This window comes from Flavihumibacter petaseus NBRC 106054 (assembly GCF_000974785.1).
In the GTDB taxonomy this organism is placed as follows: Bacteria; Bacteroidota; Bacteroidia; order Chitinophagales; family Chitinophagaceae; genus Flavihumibacter; species Flavihumibacter petaseus.
Window position 1 is genome coordinate 925,333 of record NZ_BBWV01000003.1, and the last position, 17,269, is coordinate 942,601.

16 protein-coding genes and 1 tRNA gene are annotated in these 17,269 nt (G+C 45.2%); 4 read left to right on the plus strand and 13 right to left on the minus strand.

Annotation, left to right across the window (positions count from 1 at the left end):
- Positions 1 to 33: 33 nt before the first annotated feature.
- Positions 34 to 471: a hypothetical protein gene (locus FPE01S_RS19265; RefSeq protein WP_046370602.1), complete on the plus strand. Its 438-nt coding sequence runs from the start codon at positions 34 to 36 to the stop codon at positions 469 to 471.
- Positions 472 to 643: 172 nt separating this feature from the next.
- On the opposite strand, the gene FPE01S_RS19270 is transcribed toward FPE01S_RS19265, so the two are convergent.
- From FPE01S_RS19270 to FPE01S_RS19300, 7 genes are all read right to left on the minus strand, one after another.
- Complete coding sequence (locus tag FPE01S_RS19270) at positions 644 to 1,588, minus strand: hypothetical protein (RefSeq protein ID WP_046370603.1); 945 nt, start codon at positions 1,586 to 1,588, stop codon at positions 644 to 646.
- Between the two features lie 378 nt (positions 1,589 to 1,966).
- Positions 1,967 to 3,376 (minus strand): PIN-like domain-containing protein, encoded by a 1,410-nt coding sequence (locus tag FPE01S_RS19275; RefSeq protein WP_046370604.1) that lies wholly within the window; start codon positions 3,374 to 3,376, stop codon positions 1,967 to 1,969.
- 187 nt (positions 3,377 to 3,563) lie between these two features.
- Positions 3,564 to 3,863: a hypothetical protein gene (locus FPE01S_RS19280; protein ID WP_046370768.1), complete on the minus strand. Its 300-nt coding sequence runs from the start codon at positions 3,861 to 3,863 to the stop codon at positions 3,564 to 3,566.
- Positions 3,864 to 4,084: 221 nt separating this feature from the next.
- Positions 4,085 to 4,576, minus strand: coding sequence for a hypothetical protein (locus FPE01S_RS19285; protein ID WP_046370605.1), 492 nt, complete (start codon positions 4,574 to 4,576; stop codon positions 4,085 to 4,087).
- 244 nt (positions 4,577 to 4,820) lie between these two features.
- A complete protein-coding gene (locus FPE01S_RS26265) occupies positions 4,821 to 5,255 on the minus strand; it encodes a toll/interleukin-1 receptor domain-containing protein (protein WP_245624029.1) in 435 nt (144 codons plus the stop codon).
- 568 nt (positions 5,256 to 5,823) lie between these two features.
- A complete protein-coding gene (locus FPE01S_RS19295) occupies positions 5,824 to 6,258 on the minus strand; it encodes a hypothetical protein (protein WP_046370607.1) in 435 nt (144 codons plus the stop codon).
- A 264-nt stretch (positions 6,259 to 6,522) separates the two neighbouring features.
- A complete protein-coding gene (locus FPE01S_RS19300) occupies positions 6,523 to 7,083 on the minus strand; it encodes a hypothetical protein (protein WP_046370608.1) in 561 nt (186 codons plus the stop codon).
- A 671-nt stretch (positions 7,084 to 7,754) separates the two neighbouring features.
- Between FPE01S_RS19300 and FPE01S_RS19305 the strand changes: the two genes are divergently transcribed.
- Positions 7,755 to 8,054: a hypothetical protein gene (locus FPE01S_RS19305; RefSeq protein ID WP_157474098.1), complete on the plus strand. Its 300-nt coding sequence runs from the start codon at positions 7,755 to 7,757 to the stop codon at positions 8,052 to 8,054.
- 542 nt (positions 8,055 to 8,596) lie between these two features.
- On the opposite strand, the gene FPE01S_RS25960 is transcribed toward FPE01S_RS19305, so the two are convergent.
- The 5 genes from FPE01S_RS25960 to FPE01S_RS19325 form a co-directional block, all read right to left on the minus strand.
- A complete protein-coding gene (locus FPE01S_RS25960) occupies positions 8,597 to 8,833 on the minus strand; it encodes a hypothetical protein (protein ID WP_157474099.1) in 237 nt (78 codons plus the stop codon).
- Positions 8,834 to 8,943: 110 nt separating this feature from the next.
- Positions 8,944 to 9,027: transfer RNA gene (locus FPE01S_RS19310), tRNA-Leu, on the minus strand.
- Positions 9,028 to 9,079: 52 nt separating this feature from the next.
- Positions 9,080 to 9,616: an iron-sulfur cluster co-chaperone HscB C-terminal domain-containing protein gene (locus tag FPE01S_RS19315; RefSeq protein ID WP_046370610.1), complete on the minus strand. Its 537-nt coding sequence runs from the start codon at positions 9,614 to 9,616 to the stop codon at positions 9,080 to 9,082.
- Between the two features lie 98 nt (positions 9,617 to 9,714).
- Positions 9,715 to 10,713 (minus strand): WD40/YVTN/BNR-like repeat-containing protein, encoded by a 999-nt coding sequence (locus tag FPE01S_RS19320; RefSeq protein WP_046370611.1) that lies wholly within the window; start codon positions 10,711 to 10,713, stop codon positions 9,715 to 9,717.
- A 127-nt stretch (positions 10,714 to 10,840) separates the two neighbouring features.
- Positions 10,841 to 11,767, minus strand: a complete 927-nt coding sequence (locus FPE01S_RS19325; RefSeq protein WP_046370612.1) for a phosphoribosylaminoimidazolesuccinocarboxamide synthase — start codon at positions 11,765 to 11,767, stop codon at positions 10,841 to 10,843.
- Between the two features lie 89 nt (positions 11,768 to 11,856).
- On the opposite strand from FPE01S_RS19325, the gene FPE01S_RS19330 reads away from it, so the two are divergent.
- Positions 11,857 to 14,610, plus strand: coding sequence for a TonB-dependent receptor (locus tag FPE01S_RS19330; RefSeq protein WP_046370613.1), 2,754 nt, complete (start codon positions 11,857 to 11,859; stop codon positions 14,608 to 14,610).
- A 23-nt stretch (positions 14,611 to 14,633) separates the two neighbouring features.
- A complete protein-coding gene (locus FPE01S_RS19335; RefSeq protein ID WP_046370614.1) occupies positions 14,634 to 15,701 on the plus strand; it encodes a fasciclin domain-containing protein in 1,068 nt (355 codons plus the stop codon).
- 425 nt (positions 15,702 to 16,126) lie between these two features.
- On the opposite strand, the gene ychF is transcribed toward FPE01S_RS19335, so the two are convergent.
- Positions 16,127 to 17,227, minus strand: coding sequence for a redox-regulated ATPase YchF (gene ychF, locus FPE01S_RS19340; RefSeq protein ID WP_046370615.1), 1,101 nt, complete (start codon positions 17,225 to 17,227; stop codon positions 16,127 to 16,129).
- Positions 17,228 to 17,269: the final 42 nt, after the last annotated feature.

Here is a 17,269-nt window from a genome sequence, read left to right on the forward strand (position 1 = left end):
GGTTATCTTAAAAGGTAAATTAAAACCTTTTCTATGCAAGCGCCAAAGCGAGAACTTGAACTAGATTATTCCTTGTCAGAGATCAAGCAAAAAATTGATGCTATTATTGAAGCAAGCGTCGGGAGCTATTTACTTAGGGATAAAAATGAAGTTTTCCATACATATAGAATAGCAGCTGTAAACGGAATGTTGTCGGGAATAATGTCTATTACGTTGAAAAATTCCGGAGAGAACAAAACACTGTTTGTTACTGAAATTGCACCTGCGGCTGGTGCTAAAGTGGAATCGGCCACGCTTGGTAGGCTTCAAGATGAATTTCTAAATATTCTGGGTAAAGCTCTATCTGGTGAGGAAATTACTAGAGATTTAGTGAAAAAGAATAAGGCTGGTTGTATGGGTATTGTGGTGACTTTAATTTTAGGAGCAATCTTATTGCTTATGGCCTTAAATGCTTCAAAGGAGGTTTTTTAAGAGCTCATTTTCCTGGATATGCACATGTCAAGGAGATCCCTTCTCTAATTTAATATCTGCATTAAAATTGAACAGAGAAATATTGAAATGTAAAGCTAGATTTTTGCCAGATTTGTCCTTTGTTTGGAACAAGCAATGATTTCGGACAAAGTACTTTACAAAGGACCCCATGTTACAGGCAGTTTTGTAGGACGTCAATTTCGTTAATCTTTAGAACCTTAGTTTTTATATTTAGTTTGTCGTAAGTCTTTTCTGCTTTGTATTTACACCTGTCGTCATTAGTAACAAAGAAGTCAAAATGAGCAGCATAAAAAGTGTGCAGGGCATCGTCAAACATATTATTAAAGTGTCCGTCACTTTTATAGCCTGCGAGGTCATACTTGAAATAAACGTCAAATACTTTAGAATATAGTGAATTGTCGCTTGTTTTATTTCTCGGAGTGTGAGCATCAAAAATGTCTGTCAACTCAAGATGTTTTGGCAAGTCCTTAAAACCAGAATTCACGGACTTAATTAATTCTTTATTGTTTTTAACTTTATTAAGACTGGTCAAAAGGTAAGTTCTAAAAGATTTATAAAGTCCATAGTCGGATTTAAGCCTTGATTGAAAATTGTAAATGTCCGACTGTAAAGCGTATTGATTGTTATGAATCTTTGAAAGCGGAAACATAATGCCAAACATTGGTTCAATATATCCTTTTTTAAAATCTGGCGGCAGGGGGACTTGTTTACATAACTCTAAAGTTTGCTGCATCAGCGGATAGTCTTTAAACAACTCATCATAAGAAGTTGGCTCAAATTCCCACTCATCAACTTTTTCTTGAAAGAATTCGTTGATGTCTCTGTAATGCCATGTTACTGCTTTTTCGCCCCAATATTGGCAAATACAAAGATTTTTTGTATAAGATTTGATATTTGCTAAGTGTCCATCAATGTATGCTGGGTTTTTCTGGTACCCGCGAAATAAGTCATTAAGATGTGCATTAGAATAAGCGGTAGTAATCATTTTGTCACCCAGTAAGTTGTGCAAGGTCTGATAAGATTCTTTGTCTGGTTGGTCTAATTTGTCAAGTTTTTCAAGTCTGTCAAATATGTTTAAGTCAATGTAAGTCGTCATTCAAAATCGCTGTAACGTTAATGTATTGTCGATGTTGGGGTATTCAGTCTTGCACCTGCCCATCGTCGCTGCTGATTAAAGATACAAAAGCTCAAATTTTATTTTGCTACTTGGCGTTATTCGTTTGTCGAAAGTGAAGAGGATTGGCGAACAAAGAGTAGAAGCTACTATCCGGTTCCCCGAGTCCGATCCTGGGCACGACTATCACTTTGGAGCGGTTGCGCAAACGAGGTTATATTTCACTGCTAGATTATTACCGGAAGGTATCCCCACAACTTAATGAACCGCTGTATACGCGGCCCGTACGTACAGTGGTGTGAGAGGCGCACCTCATCGCCTTCGGGCGGTGAGGCCGTCTACTCGATAAGCTGCAGGTTATTATTGTTCGCTGTTTAAAATCTCACTTCCCGAAAACCTTACATAATTCGTATACAAAGTTCTCGCCTCATCATAGTAAGTAACTTTAAGAATTAAATTTTTGAATTTCTCAGGAATTTTTGAATGGACCATTGCATCCGCAACCGTATGGTCACCCTCAACGCTATCTTCATATTTAGCCTCAAGTTTTACATTGCCCAATGGAGCAATATTATTTATTTTAGGTAAATCTTCAAGATGAGAAAATTGTTCGTTTCCGATGCTTTCAACTTTAATATTATATGCAGGATAATTTGAATTGTTATGAATCACAAGATTAAAATACCAATTTAACCCCCAATAAATAATAGGTTTATCTCTTACGACCATTACTGGTTGTCCGTCGTGGATTTCAATTGGATTTTTGTTACTATATCCTTTATTCCAACGACCACCGGATGTCCAAATTAAGTCAACTTCTAAACACGGACGACCAACAACTTTGTTGCTGAATTGATTTGATTGATTTACTTCTTCTATTACTTCATCTGCAATAGCTGTTGCCAGATATTGAGTTGATTTTTGAAGGAATTGAGAAGAACTATAAAGCCAAAAGTTATTTCCACAAACGTCATTAAATTCTTTAATAAGTTCTTCTCGGGGAGAATCAACTACATTTTTATCTTTTGAATTTTGATAGCACCAGTCTATTTTTAAATCATCAATAATTAGAATTACAGGTTTATTCTTCTCTTTAGCAAGTGTCAAAATTTGATTCCAGATTACCAAATCGCCATAAACGGCTAAGCCAATTTTTTCCTTTACATCTTCATAGCCCGGGGGTATTTGATTTTTATATCGAAACTCACCTTCCTTTGCGATTTCCATGAGCTTATTAAAATCATACCCTTCTGTAATTTGAAAGTATTGATAAATAGCTTTTTTTAAACTGTCGTTTTCTCGTATAGAATCGATTTCGGATTTTTTTGTTTCTATCTTTTCTTTAAGTTCAGTCACAAACTTTTCTAATTCTGAATCAAATAATTCAAGTTGAGTTTGAAACTTTTGGAAAAACTCTTCTTCAAAATGTGGATGTTTATCGTCTTTTTTAGTCCTGTTTGATAATTGCGAAAATTGGTTTTTGAAAGATTTAAAATCCTTTCCACCGAAATATGTAGTGAACAAGTCTTCGTATAATTTCTTAGGTCTTAGTAATACCCGTTCTCGATTTTTTAAATACTCATATTCCGTCTGGTTAGTTAACCAAAGCCTTTCAGCTAATTTTTTAAATACAGCCTCGAATATCTCCTGTCGTGTTTTTTCTGAATACTCGTAAAAATTCAAAAGCGCAGAGCTATCAAAGACAAAAAATGCTTGTTCCCATAACTTTTTCTCGTCTGCCAATATGTTTTCTTTCAAAGTCTCTTTCATTTCTTACGTTGATGGTAGTTCGTAACTTGCAGCTAACGTGCCGAAGATTTGTCAAGCAGTGGCGTTCAATGTTTTACTGCCTAGTTTACTTGCTATCGACGATTAATGTTTGTTGTTGTAAGATAATACTTCGGCCACTGTTTACAAAGCTAGTGTTAGCGGCATCCCTGAAAGCATGTTCAAATTGCTAGGCATCAAATTCAGCGTAATAAATAATTCTGTTTACTTGTTTTTCTACAGATTCATATTCAGGAACAAGTCGCATATCTTGAACCATTTCTTTCACAATAAAGCCTTCCAAAAAGTAATCATAGCCTGGACAATGCTTTTCAGCGACTTTTTTAGTCGGTAGTTCTAAGTCTTCGTCAGAAAGTTCCAGCAAAACAACTTCAGATAGAGGGTGAAATTTTGCATCAACTTTCTTCGCATATATGACGGCATCTTCACTTAGTTCGACGATATTCGAAATGACTTCCTGAATAGTCATGTTTCTGATTTGCTTATAATTATGGAGTGTTGCGGTTGGCGCCAACGAATGGGGCTATGCAGGTTGGGAATTAATATTCCGTCTGACTGTCCACTGTTGATTGAGGATATTTGATGAATATATGTACAAATATTGATTGTTACTCGTCTGGCTGAACCACAGCCTGGTTTTGCAATTATTTGATGTTATAATATCATGCCCAACATGCATAAAATCAAATGTTAGCAGGCGTTTTTTGTCTTTACAAATGAACGAACGTCAACTTCAATGCCATTTAGTCGTTTTACTTCTTCGTGAAATTGTCGTTCATCAAGAATTTTCAAGTCAATGTTAGTTACTCCTATTGGTCCAAAATTTCTTTCTGTCAAGTAAAATCCGTTTGACAATTTAATAAATGCAGAATAGTATAAGTCAACTTCTCCGTTATAATAGCTGAAATAAAAGTCTACAATTTTTTGTCCCACAAAATATGACTTCGCATTTTCGGTAACAGAATCACCTGTGTCAAAACTCTCTTTTAAATAGGTTATGTTATCTTGGGTCAATTGCAGATATTCATCATCGCCAAAATGTGGAATGTCAATAATTGTGTCACTTGACAGTTTTATATAAGAGTGAAAAGATTGTAAGTCATATTCGTTTCTCGGAACATAGTGAAACCTTAACTCTACAATCTCTTGTCCAACTAACTCTGATAGTTTTAGGGTGTCCATATAAAATACCTGCTAACGGCCCATGTATTAGCGAAGGCTGGGAAATAGTATTCCGTCCAGCCTGGCTTACCGATGTTGAAAATAGAAATTAATATTGATGATTTAGCTCAGCTCAAAGTTGCTTGTCTAGCCCGAACCACTGCTGAAAAATGTACAACTGATGCGACACAGCTTCCGTCCGCCTAGCTTTTGCCAATACGCCTGTTAGCGGTAGTGACGATTATAGTACGAAATACTTAATACGTTACTTATTCTCACAATTGGGCTCAAAGGCAACTAACTCAGCAAGTTTAGCAGCTATGTCTGACATCGATTCTTCTGCAGTATCTAAGCCGCTTCGGGAACCGAGAAGAGGGCTGACTTCACGGAGAGCTTCATAAGTTGTATTATGCACGATAGGAACAAGCTGATTGCGATGAAGTAAAGCAGAAAGTTCTTTATCGGCAATTCCTTCCTTTGGCAGGCGAGCAAGGAATGCGGGGGTAACAAGTACTAATCCAATTCTAGAATTTGCTAAGCCTTTATCAATAGCACGCATCAATGGCTCTCCAAGGCTTACATCTTTCTCACTAAACCATACAGAAACTCCTTTTGAAATAAGTAAGTTGTATAACTCTTTGGCAGAAGCTTGGCGATCATCCCAAGCATGGCAAAGAAAAATATCCCTGAGGTCAGGCACAGTGGCTCTATTCTCGAATGTCTCACGAATCGGTGTAAGAGTCTGAACTTCAGCGGGCGTATAATAGACTGGAGAACTAGCTCTCGACCAACGGGGTTTTGCACTTCTTCCAGATCCGCCAGTGCTTCGACTAGCTCCGCTGTTACCCGAATATGACGGCGTATAATAAGATCTTGAAGGTTCCGAATATGATGAATAGCCGCGACCATAGCTACGGTAACGACATGCAGGGCAAGCTGCCGCTGCTGCTGCTGAACTGTGTCCTCTTACTGGTGCTGTACATCTAGCCATACATCTATATTTTAAATTATTTTTTATTGTTTGATGGAGTTAAGAATGTTGTTCAAGGTTAATGGTTCGCTGCCATTACCGCTAACGTTAGGGCTTGCTGCTGTGCTGGCATTTTAATGTCCAGTCCGGAGCCGCAGCCGAATAAAATTGCTGATTTTGAAGTTAAGAACTAAAGCTGAATAGAATTACGTCTGACCGAACTGCTGATGATAGCGAACTTAACGATGAGGATTTATTCGTCTGCCAGCATAGCGGCAAACCTCATGTAAGCTGCAGTTTAAGTCAAACCAGTCAATGCGATGAATTTATATATGTCATGTCCCCTGCTACCATTTATAAGGCTTTTCCATTTTAACTTAACCTCTCCGTCTTTTTTTATCCGTCCTTTATACTTGACAATTCCAGTTTTGCTCTTAGTCGAAAAAAATATTCTTCTTCCTTTTATCTCATAGTCACCTTTACCGACTTGTTCAGCATTAATATTAAACCAGTCTTTTAATTCACTTGTTGTTCCTTCACAGTCAGTACCAACATTAATTACTTTTCCATTTGAATAAAACCTCAAATAGTCTTGGCTTCCCTCGTCGTCTCCTATTTCAGTATAGCAGTTAGTCTCATAATACCCGTCAAACTTCAATAACGATTTTTTGTCACCTTGTCCAAAAGATGAAAGTGAATAAAGTAGGGTTAATAACAGGATTAAGGTTTTCATATATCAATCAGGAAAACAATTTAAATCTGTCGACTTTATGGGTTGTGCTTTATGAATGGCGAAGTCTCTCAAAATTGCAGCTTACGAGCAGGGCTTTATGCAGGTTGGGAATTTTTATTCGCCCGCCGATAATCGCTGCTGATTGAAAATATAATGATGAATTTAAGTACAAAAGCTGATAGATATTCGACTGCTGGAACTGAAGCTGGGATTTGCAGACAACTGATGTTACAATGTCAAGCCCAACTTGCATAAAACCCCATGTTACCTGCTGCTTAGTCCTATCCAACGATACTTGCTACTATATGTTTTATCGTCATTGATTATTTCGTATTTTATGTTTGGATGGTCAAGAACAAGATAGTATTTAACCATATCCGCATAAAGACTATTTGAAAAAAAGATAAGGGAATTGTCTTTATCCCACTTACCATTTAAAACATAGTCAGACTGCATGTCGGCAATTAAATAGTTGCCATATTTCGGAATTTGTCCAGCAGCTGGAATTAAAGAAACGTGGATAAAGTTGAGATTGTGTTTGTCATTTAGATATCGATAAGCCACTAAATCGTATTTGCCGTTTGGCGAAGTCTCACGATGCTCAACTCTTTGTTCTGCATTTGGCTCAATGAAATCATAAGAACTAACAATAATCTTTATGCCGTTAACTTCCGTGTCCTTAAAGTTGGGTTTTACTCCGCTTCTGATGAATGGTATGGTGTCATATTTGGCTGACACTGTTCCATTGTCAACCCATTGAATGTGATTGAAGGAATTTGGAATGGTAAACAGTCTAATATTTTTTGTTGTGTCAATAAGTTTCAAGACTGCTGTCCCTGCATGTCCGTAACCAAAAGCACCTTGGTCAATGCCTTAGTTTAATAAAAGCATTGAATTGTCTGGTGAATATTGTCTGTCAAATTCTGTAAAATCTTTGTCCGACATAAAGACTTCTTGCTTTCTGTCATACGAAAAGCAGCCATAAAAAAGCGTCAGAATAAATATTGTAATTGTCAGTTTCACGGATTGTTGTACTAAAGTAGCAGGTAACGTATGTGTTTATGTAATATAAGCAAATAGCCGCAAGGGGCTTTTTTTGTTAATAGTCTGATGGTCAGTGTAAAAAGCTGCGCAATTTGTATTGCGCAGTTGCGGCAATGCGCAAGGTGATATTTTTTAATGTTTGAGGTGATTTTCTGTTGATAGTCGCGAATGCTTCGCCTCCTCACTCACAGGTAAACAACGGAGGTCGACCATGAGCCGGGTGCCAATATTTACACTATATGTCTATGCAAAAACCTTCCGGAAAACTATTTTGCTCACTGTCATTTAAACATGTGTAGCTGTAGATTTACTGCCTACCAAGATGTTGAAGCAGGTCTGGAATTTTGCTGGTTTACCAGTAAAAATTGGTTGTAATTCCTTTACGGCCCCAAATGCAACTGTGGGTAAGAATAAGAACCTACCAGTTATTATTCTGGTCAAATGATGACGGTATGAAACTTGTTTCGCCAGGATTAAGGTTAAGCATTGCCAATATAATAATTCTGGATTATATTTTCCAACTGCTTTCCATGATGCTCTCTGGGTCACCGGTGTTTTGGGGAGCGTACGGAGCAAGTTGGATAGAAATCGATTTCAAGACCACTGAGGAATCGATTGGTAATCCGGGAAAAAGCAATAAACCGGAGCCAGGTTTGATCGTTATGCGGATACTGTTCGACCTCGTTGGTAAGCCTGTTCAAAGTCTGTTGGACCTCAAATTTACCTCACCGGGTACTCGGGATCGCCTCTAAATTCGAGGTGAACACCTCGGAATCCGAGGTAAACGAGAGGTCCTACATAGGGAGCAAAGACCGTTTTCCGAGGTCACTCCGAGGTAAAATTGACTCTCTGTCCCGGCAAATATCTGAGACCGTCCCTGGAAATATCTGAGACCGTCCCAAACTTCTTTCCCGGATCAGGCTACTGGCTAATTTTGTTTCCAGGTCATTGAATATGCGGAAAATTGAAAGGAGCCGGGAGTTGCTATCCCCGGGGGCAGGGCTGGTTGCCAGGCGACGGACCTAATCCGGGTAGATGATGAATGGGCAAACCGGCATTCCGGTGGCAGAGAAAGGGCGGAAAAAGAGGGGAGAGGAGTTGATGACAAGTGAGCTTTTTGTCCTTGCTTTAAAGTTCCCTAAAATTTCCTTTATCATTGCTTTATCCTTGCTTTAAATTGGGGTCTCCCCCAATGTAAATACGCTGCCGAAGCAAGGGTAAAGCAAGGGTAAAGGAACCCTAAGATAAGTATTAGGCTGATTTACAGCAAGTTGCAGCCAATTGCGTTTTTGCCTTAAATAGCCCTTGTTTTCAGTTTAAAGTGGCGAAGTGCCAGCCGGGCATTGTCCCGGTCATGCGCGAGTTGCGCCTGGAGCGCGGGAGAGGCCTTCGAATTTCTACTCTGCGCGCAGCCACTGGAGGAAAGTGATCTGAAGGTATTCACCGTAGATATCTTCGTTAAAGTTGAGGATATTGCCTCGATGGTGCGGTTCAGCTCGTCGACCGTGGGCTTTACCCCGATATTCATCATTTCCTTAAGGTCCGTTTTCTGACCGGAGCGGGGATCGATCCCTGAAAGGTTGAATTGGAAGAGACATTAAAAGAAGACCCCGCTCTATGAACGGGGTCTTCTTTTAATTGTGCCCAGAACAGGAATCGAACCTGCACTACCTTGCGATAACCAGATTTTGAGTCTAGCGCGTCTACCAATTCCGCCATCTGGGCTGACTTGTCAATCTTGCCGGCTTTTCGGGTCGGGGTGACCCGCGGAAGCCGCTTATTGACGGGTTGCAATATTACGCAGGGCTGCTATCTTGTCCAAAATTCGCTGAAGGTATTTTTTCCGGTAATAATATTCTTTTACCTGCAGCAACGCTTCTTCGGAAGTAACACCTTCCTGATAGCCTGCCAGAATTGGCTCCACGTCATGGTATATGTTTTTCAGTAATGTATCTGTGTCGGTCTGCACTTTCGCCAGCTGTATGGGGTCGGGATCCATTTCCAGGTCCATCAGCGCCTCATTAATCTCCAGCACCTCGCCCAGGAACATCGGGTCCAGGCTGTATTTTTCCTCGGCTTCCATCAATCCCTTCTGCGTAAGCAGGTACTGTATGGTGGTATCCTCATGCTGAAAAGCCTTGTAAGCTTTATTCACCTGGGAGGAGATCTCCAGTGCCTCAACCTGTTTGGAAGGGTCTTCCTGTGTATAAAAGTCGGGGTGATACTGCCGGCTCAGCTCGTAGAAGCGCTTCTTCAATAAGGCCGGATCCACCCGGAAACCCACCGGGATGCCGTACAATTCATAATAGTTCATGAGGTTGCAAAGATAGGCCGCAATGGTCGCATTGGGGGGTGCAGAAAAGTTAAGGAATGCAGGTTTTGTTGGGCAGACTGAAAGGGTAGGGTAGTGGATCACCAATTCAGCCTAGCCACATGGCCGTTGCCGCCGGCCAGGTAAACGGCGCGGCCCTTTTTGGCCCGCTGCACCACATGGTACCCGGTGGTGGAAATGCGCCGCCAGGTACGGCCGCCATCGGAGGAAACGTCTACGCCAGAGGTTCCGCAGGCAATCCACTTCTTTTTGGTGATCGCCGCCACGCCACTCCGGTAGCCGGTAGTGGGGGTAGAAGGGACGGTCCAGGTGCGGCCACGATCACGGCTCACTGCAATATGGCCCTGCGCCAGGGTATCGCGGGTAAAATCGCCGCCTACCACGATCCAGCGCTTTCCCTTCACGGCAATGGCATTGGCGCCGGTCGAATTGCCACCATCCAAAAGGGGCAGCCTCTCCAGGCGGTTATCCACCCAAACCCGGCTCTGCGTGCCACCTGTGATAAACGTAAAGGAGGTTTTTCCCAGCATTTTTATATTCGAACCGCTGCTGGCAAAACAGGCTTCCCCCTCTGCAGGCGCGGGGAGCTGTCCCGGCATGGCATGCCAGTGCCGGCCCTCATCATCCGTGCGCAACAGGAAGATCTGCCCGTTCAGGGGATCGCCGATCACCATCCCTTCCCGGTCCTTATGAAAATCCATGGCATCCATAAAGATGCCCTTCTCATTGTTGCGATACACTTCCTCCCAGCTGGCACCGCCATCATAGGTCCGCAGGATCAATCCCGGCGAATCCACCGCAATCACCACCGCCGTCACGGCATCAAACCCCTCAATATCCCGGAAATCACGTGTCTCATATCCCTTTACGGTCATCCATTTAATGGTCTTGCCGCCATCCGTACTCCGGCCCACCGTTCCCTTGTTCCCACTGACCCAGAAAAACCGGTCGTTCAGTACGCTTAATCCACGGAAACTTTTGCCGGGATTTCCCGGTAGGGTATCGAGCGTTTGCGCAGTTGATCCGAAGGGGAGGGACAGTGCTAACGCTAACAGATAAACGAAATGTTTAATGCTCATGCCAAGAGTAAAATGTGTTGTGGAATTAATTGCCGGTTGAAACGGTTTCAACTGAAATGGTTGTGTCTTGCAACCAACTAACTGTGATGGGTCAACGCAGTTGGGCGGCAGGGTCAGCGCAATTCAGTCAGCGCAATTCCGCCAGCGCTTTTTCGATGCGTGCCTGCGTGTCGCTTTCGCTGAGTGCCTCGGGTTGAAATTTTTCCCCGATCACATGCTCGTATAATTCAATGTATCGTTTGCTGATGGTATCGATCCATTCCGTGGTCATCTCCGGAACGGTTTGTCCCTCTTTCCCCATGAAATTATTCGCGATCAGCCATTCCCGCACAAATTCCTTACTCAGCTGTTTCTGTTTTTCTCCCGCTGCCTGGCGTTCTTCAAAGCCATCCGCATAAAAATAGCGCGAGGAATCCGGTGTATGGATCTCATCCATCAGGTAGATGGTATCACCAATCTTTCCGAACTCATATTTGGTATCCACGAGGATCAGTCCGCGTTTGGCCGCGATCGCTTTTCCCCTTTCAAACAGCTGCAGCGTATACTGCTCCAACACCTTCCAGTCCGCTTCTGTGGCGAGTCCTGTCGCAATGATCGCTTCTTTGGAAATGTCTTCATCATGCCCGGCTTCGGCCTTGGTGGAAGGCGTAATGATGGGGGTGGGGAAGTAGTCATTCTCTTTCATTCCTTCCGGCAATGGCACACCGCAGAGCTCTCTTTTTCCGGCAGCATAAGTACGCCATGCATGTCCCGTCAGGTTGCCCCGCACCACCATTTCAATTTTAAAGGGAACACATTTTTTTCCTATTGATACGTTAGGTGCAGGCACTGCCAACAACCAGTTCGGACAAATATCAGCGGTAGCCCCCAGCATATAGGCAGCGATCTGGTTCAACACCTGGCCCTTGTAAGGGATCGGTTTGGGAAGGATCACATCAAAAGCAGAGATCCTGTCGGATGCCACCATCACGAGATAACGATCATCGATCGTATATACGTCACGTACTTTTCCTTTGTAAAATGCCGTTTGTTGGGGGAATGAAAAGTTTGCCATGCGGCGAAGTTATTGAACCCGCCGAAATAAAATTTGTCACGAAAAAGAAATCCTTATTTTGTAACTTATCACAACTAAAACCCTCGGGTATGAGAAAAACCTACAGCTACCTTTTCACCCTGCTGTTGGCCTCATTGTTGACGATTACTGCCCATTCCCAAAACACTACTGTTTCCGGAAACGTAAAAAACAGCGTTACGAATGACGTTGTCCCCGCAGTCTCCGTTACCATCAAAGGCACCAGCACCGGAACCTTTACCGACGACAAAGGTAATTTCCGGCTCACGACCAGTTCCAAACCTCCTTTTGTTCTTGTTTTCAGTTCTGTGGGTTTTGAAACCCAGGAGCAGACCGTAAATGATGCCGCAGCGCCGGTATCCCTTTCGTTTGTTCCTTCCAGCCAGCTGGGCACGGAAGTGGTGGTTTCCGCCAGCCGTGTTCCGGAAAGGATCCTGGAATCACCCGTTTCCATCGAACGCGTGAACGCCACGGCGATCCGCGTTGCACCGGCCGCTACCTATTATGATATCGTAGGTTCCCTCAAAGGCGTGGACGTGGTGACGTCTTCACTCACTTTTAAAACACCTACTACCCGCGGTTTTGCGGGCAGCGGCAATACGCGTTTCAACCAGCTGGTGGATGGTATGGACAACCAGGCACCGGGACTCAACTTTTCCGTGGGCACCATTGTAGGCCTTTCGGAACTGGATGTAGACAATATGGAATTGTTGCCCGGCGCTTCTTCCGCCCTGTATGGTCCGGGCGGTATGAACGGTACCCTGCTCGTATCCAGCAAAGACCCTTTCAAGTATACCGGCCTTTCCTTCCAGATTAAGGAAGGTATCATGAATACGGATAGCCGTTACCGTGATGTTTCCGGTTACCATAACTGGGCCGTCCGCTGGGCGCAAAACGTGAACAACAAATTCGCCTATAAGATCAATGCCGAACTCATCCAGGCGAAGGACTGGCTCGCGGCGGACAAACGCAACTATGACCGCATGAGTACCACGCAGAAGGTCATCCCCGGCACCCGCCTGTCTGATCCCAACTACGATGGGATCAACGTATATGGTGATGAAACCACCGCTGATATCCGTGCCGTACTCCAGGGAATCGGCCAGCAGGCACCTTTCCTGCAGCCTTATATCAATACCCTGATGGGCAGCGCGATCAATGTATCCCGCACGGGTTATGATGAAAAAGACATCCTCGATCCGAATACGCTTAATTTCAAACTGGGCGGTTCCCTCAACTACCGCTTCAGCGATAAACTCGAAGGCATCCTGATGATGAACTGGGGAACGGGTAACTCCATTTATACCGGTAGTGACCGTTACTCCTTCAAGGATTTCAAGATGGCCCAGTACAAACTGGAACTGAAAGGACGCCGCTTTTATGTACGTGCGTATACCACGCAGGAGAATGCAGGCCAATCGTTCAATGCTACTGTTACGACCCGTCTTACCAACGAAGCCTGGAAACCGACCATCACTTTCGTGAACGGTAACCCCGCACCGAAGCCGACGGACTGGCTCGTGCAGTATTCACAGGCTTACCTCGCCAACAAGATGGGCGGCGCGGCGGATATCGATGCGCACAATGCCGCGCGTGCTGTTGCCGACCAGGGCCGTCCCGCGGCCGGCAGCCAGCAGTTCAAGCAGATCTTTGACAAGGTAAGGGGCGTATCCATCTCTGATGGTGGCGGTCTCTTTATCGAGAAATCCGATCTCTACCAGATCGAGGGCCAGTATAACCTGACCGACTATACGAGCAAGGTGGCTGAAGTACTGGTGGGTGGCAACTATAAACAATATGCCCTGAATTCTGAAGGCACGCTCTTCACGGATTCTACCGGTCCCATTCATATATGGGAGATCGGTGCGTATATCCAGGCAACCCGCCGCTTCTTCAACGATCGCCTGAAACTGACGTTCAGCGGCCGTTACGACAAGAACGAAAATTTTGAAGGCCGTTTCACGCCCCGGGCCACCGCGGTGGTGACCGTTGCGAAGAACAGCAATATCCGCCTGTCTTACCAGACAGCCTATCGCTTCCCGTCCACCCAGCAGCAGTTCATCGACCTGAATATCGGTGGTGGTGTGCAGCTGATCGGCGGCAACGAGAGCTTCCAGACTTATTACGGATTTGATAAAAATGCGCCCTATACCATCAATGCGGATGGTACTGCAGGATCAGCGCATGTGTTCAATACTTTCCGCCCGGAGTCGGTGTCTTCCTTTGAACTCGGTTACAAAGGACTGCATGCGGGCGGCAAATTCCTGATCGATGCGTATGGCTACTATGGAAAATACCAGGATTTCCTTGCCCGTACCACGATCGGGCAGGCCCGCAACCCGGGCAGTCCGAATGTGGCAACGGACCAGAAGTTTTCTGTTCCCATCAATGTTGCCGGAGACATTACTACCTATGGCTGGGGACTGGGCCTGGATTACCGGTTCACACGGGTATGGACGCTCAGCGGCAACCTGAGTTCGGATGTGCTGGATGGCGTGCCGGACAATTATGTGGCTTCCTTCAATGCGCCGCGCTACCGCGCGAACATTACGCTCAGCAACAGTGGTTTTGGCAAGACAAAAAGACTCAGCGGAAGCGTGAGCTACCGCTGGCAGGATACTTTCTACTATGAAGGTGATTTTGCGAATGGTGATATCCACCAGATCTCAACCGTTGATGCGCAGTTCACGTATAAGCTGCCGAAGATCCGTTCCGGTATCAAGCTGGGCGCGAACAACCTGCTCAACCAGTATTATTTCAACGCTGTCGGAAACAGCTTCGTAGGCGGACTCTATTATATTTCTTTTGGATATAATATTTTCTGATCGAAAACATCAAAACCTTTATCATGCTTCAAATATTTAAGAAATATACCCACCTGCTGCTGCTGGCTGCGCTGCTGACCAGCTTGTTGCCGGCCTGTAACGAGATCCCCGAGGTGGAGGATCTTCCGAAACCGGATACGTCCGGCATAACGATCAAAAAGATCATTGAAACTGATCCGAATTATACCTTGCTGAAAGCTGCGGCGACCAAGTCCGGCTTGTTGGCTTACTATGGCAATGTGTCCAGCACGCTGACCCTGTTTGCCCCGGATGATGCTGCGTTTCTGCGTTCCGGTGTTAACATTGATGTGATCAATGCGCTGCCTGCAGCACAACTGGCTGCGATCCTTCAATACCACACACTTGCCCAGACGGTTCCGGGTGCGAGTGTTCCGGATCTGCCCACCCCGAATGTGCAATTGCCCACGTTGCTGCAGCCCCTTGCTGATCAGCCGTTGTTCAAGCTCAGCGCTTTTCCGTCCAGGCGCGGCAATGCCGGGTATGTCAACAATATTCCCGTGACTGCTGCCGACCAGGTGGCGGTGAATGGCGTGATCCGTCCCGTGTATGCGATTGTGGCGCCGCCGCAAGCAACGCTCAAGGGGCTCATCGCTGCAGATACCAGCCTGAGTTTTTTGCGTGCAGCGATTACCCGTGCGGATGAGGGTTCCGAGGGACTGGCAAAATTTGATTCCCTGTTGAATTATCCTTTCCCGAATCTCACCCTGATGGCGCCCAACAACAACGGCTTTCGTCGTTTGCTGACCTATATGGGATTGCCGGCTGATCCAGCTGTATTTGCGATGTTGCCCGTTCAGACGGTTCGTGGCATTATTGCTTTTCATTTCTTTGGCACCAATGGCGCGCCGGTTTACCGCTATTTCACGCCGAACCTGGTGTCAGGCAATTACGAAACACTGATCGGTCCTGCACCGATGCCGCCGGTGGTGGTCGATATGACCAACCCGCTGGACCCTGTTTTGAATGGTGTGGTATGGCTGGCGAAGGCGCATATGGTGCGGAAAGATGTGCATGGGGTGAATGGTGTGATGCATGTGATCGACCAGGTGTTGTTACCGCAACCGCTATAGGTGCTTAGTGGCGGGGAGATGTTTCGATGTGTGCCGCAATGATTAATGCATTGAAGCTATTTCGGAATGAAAGCAATGTTGCAATGGAAATTATTTTGGAGAGGGATGTCCTTTTTAGAAATGAGGTAATTTATAAAATTCTCTGAAATGAGCCACCAGACTGCGTTCCAGAAAAATAAACTCTTGGTTCCGTGTATTTTCTGTTGGCATTCGGATAAACCTTAAACTAAACCTATATCCCTACTTATAACCCAACCCAACCCAACCTTTGCGGCTTTGCTCCTTTGCGTGGCGCCAAAGGCGCCATTGCGTGAAAAAAATAACAGGGAAAAACACTGCGTGAACGCGCTACGCAGTAGCGCCACATAAAATGAAAAAGCTGCATCCCCTGGGTGCAGCTTTTTCTTATTCAGTACGTTAAACCATCAAACATTAAACCGGAAATGCATCACATCGCCATCCTTCACGATGTACTCCTTGCCTTCGATGCGCAGTTTGCCGGCATCGCGGCAAGCGGCTTCTGAACCGAACTGTACATAGTCGTTGAAGGCGATCACTTCGGCCTTGATGAAGCCTTTTTCAAAATCAGTGTGGATCACGCTGGCGGCCTGTGGCGCTTTCCAGCCTTCGTGGATCGTCCATGCCCGCACTTCCTGTACACCGGCAGTGAAATAGGTCTGCAGTTGCAGGAGGGCGTAAGTAGCGCGGATCAGTTTGTTCAGGGCTGGCTCGGTCATCTTGTATTCGTCCATGAACAATGCTTTATCGTCGGCGTCTTCCAGTTCGGCGATCTGCTGTTCGATGCTGTTGTTCATCACGATCACGAGGGCGTTCTCCGCAGCAACGGCTGCCTTCAGCGCTTCGGAGTATTTGTTGCCGGTATGCATGGATGCTTCGTCCACGTTCGCTACATACAACACGGGTTTTTCCGTGAGGAGGAAGAGATCAGCGATCGCGGTGCGGTCTTCTTTTGAGAGGCCCAGTTCGCGGACGTTACGGCCGGATTCCAGGTGCGCATACACCTGCTTCAGCACCTCGAATTCCGCTTTCACTTTGGGGTCACCGGTACGGATCATCTTTTCCGTGCGCTGCATTTTCTTTTCCACGCTTTCGAGGTCTTTCAGCTGCAGCTCGGTGTCGATAATATCTTTATCGGAAACAGGATTGATCGCGCCTTCTTCCCGAAGGATATTCTCATCTTCGAAACAGCGGATCACGTGCACGATCGCATCCACTTCGCGGATATTGGCGAGGAATTTATTACCGAGGCCTTCGCCCTTGCTGGCGCCCTTTACGAGCCCCGCAATGTCCACGATCTCGATCTGCGTGGGTACGGTACGGTTGGGTTTTACCAGTTCCGCCAGTTTGTCGATCCTTTCGTCGGGAACGTCAACCAGCCCCACATTGGGTTCGATGGTACAGAACCGATAGTTGCTTGCCTGCGCTTTGGCGCTGATGCTCACCGCATTGAATAAGGTGGATTTTCCGACATTGGGTAGTCCCACGATACCAGCCTGTAATCCCATGAACCTGAATATTTTTAAAGTTAGAATCTTGTTTCGGGCCGC

Excerpts from the sequence above, each read along its gene's own strand:
- FPE01S_RS19275 (WP_046370604.1), bottom strand. The coding sequence starts at position 3,376 with ATGAAAGAGACTTTGAAAGAAAACATATTGGCAGACGAGAAAAAGTTA.
- ychF (WP_046370615.1), bottom strand. The coding sequence starts at position 17,227 with ATGGGATTACAGGCTGGTATCGTGGGACTACCCAATGTCGGAAAATCC.
- FPE01S_RS19305 (WP_157474098.1), top strand. The coding sequence starts at position 7,755 with ATGAAACTTGTTTCGCCAGGATTAAGGTTAAGCATTGCCAATATAATA.
- FPE01S_RS19280 (WP_046370768.1), bottom strand. The coding sequence starts at position 3,863 with ATGACTATTCAGGAAGTCATTTCGAATATCGTCGAACTAAGTGAAGAT.
- FPE01S_RS25960 (WP_157474099.1), bottom strand. The coding sequence starts at position 8,833 with ATGATGAATATCGGGGTAAAGCCCACGGTCGACGAGCTGAACCGCACC.
- FPE01S_RS19315 (WP_046370610.1), bottom strand. The coding sequence starts at position 9,616 with ATGAACTATTATGAATTGTACGGCATCCCGGTGGGTTTCCGGGTGGAT.
- FPE01S_RS19320 (WP_046370611.1), bottom strand. The coding sequence starts at position 10,713 with ATGAGCATTAAACATTTCGTTTATCTGTTAGCGTTAGCACTGTCCCTC.
- FPE01S_RS19285 (WP_046370605.1), bottom strand. The coding sequence starts at position 4,576 with ATGGACACCCTAAAACTATCAGAGTTAGTTGGACAAGAGATTGTAGAG.
- FPE01S_RS19265 (WP_046370602.1), top strand. The coding sequence starts at position 34 with ATGCAAGCGCCAAAGCGAGAACTTGAACTAGATTATTCCTTGTCAGAG.
- FPE01S_RS19270 (WP_046370603.1), bottom strand. The coding sequence starts at position 1,588 with ATGACGACTTACATTGACTTAAACATATTTGACAGACTTGAAAAACTT.
- FPE01S_RS19295 (WP_046370607.1), bottom strand. The coding sequence starts at position 6,258 with ATGAAAACCTTAATCCTGTTATTAACCCTACTTTATTCACTTTCATCT.
- FPE01S_RS19330 (WP_046370613.1), top strand. The coding sequence starts at position 11,857 with ATGAGAAAAACCTACAGCTACCTTTTCACCCTGCTGTTGGCCTCATTG.
- FPE01S_RS19335 (WP_046370614.1), top strand. The coding sequence starts at position 14,634 with ATGCTTCAAATATTTAAGAAATATACCCACCTGCTGCTGCTGGCTGCG.
- FPE01S_RS19325 (WP_046370612.1), bottom strand. The coding sequence starts at position 11,767 with ATGGCAAACTTTTCATTCCCCCAACAAACGGCATTTTACAAAGGAAAA.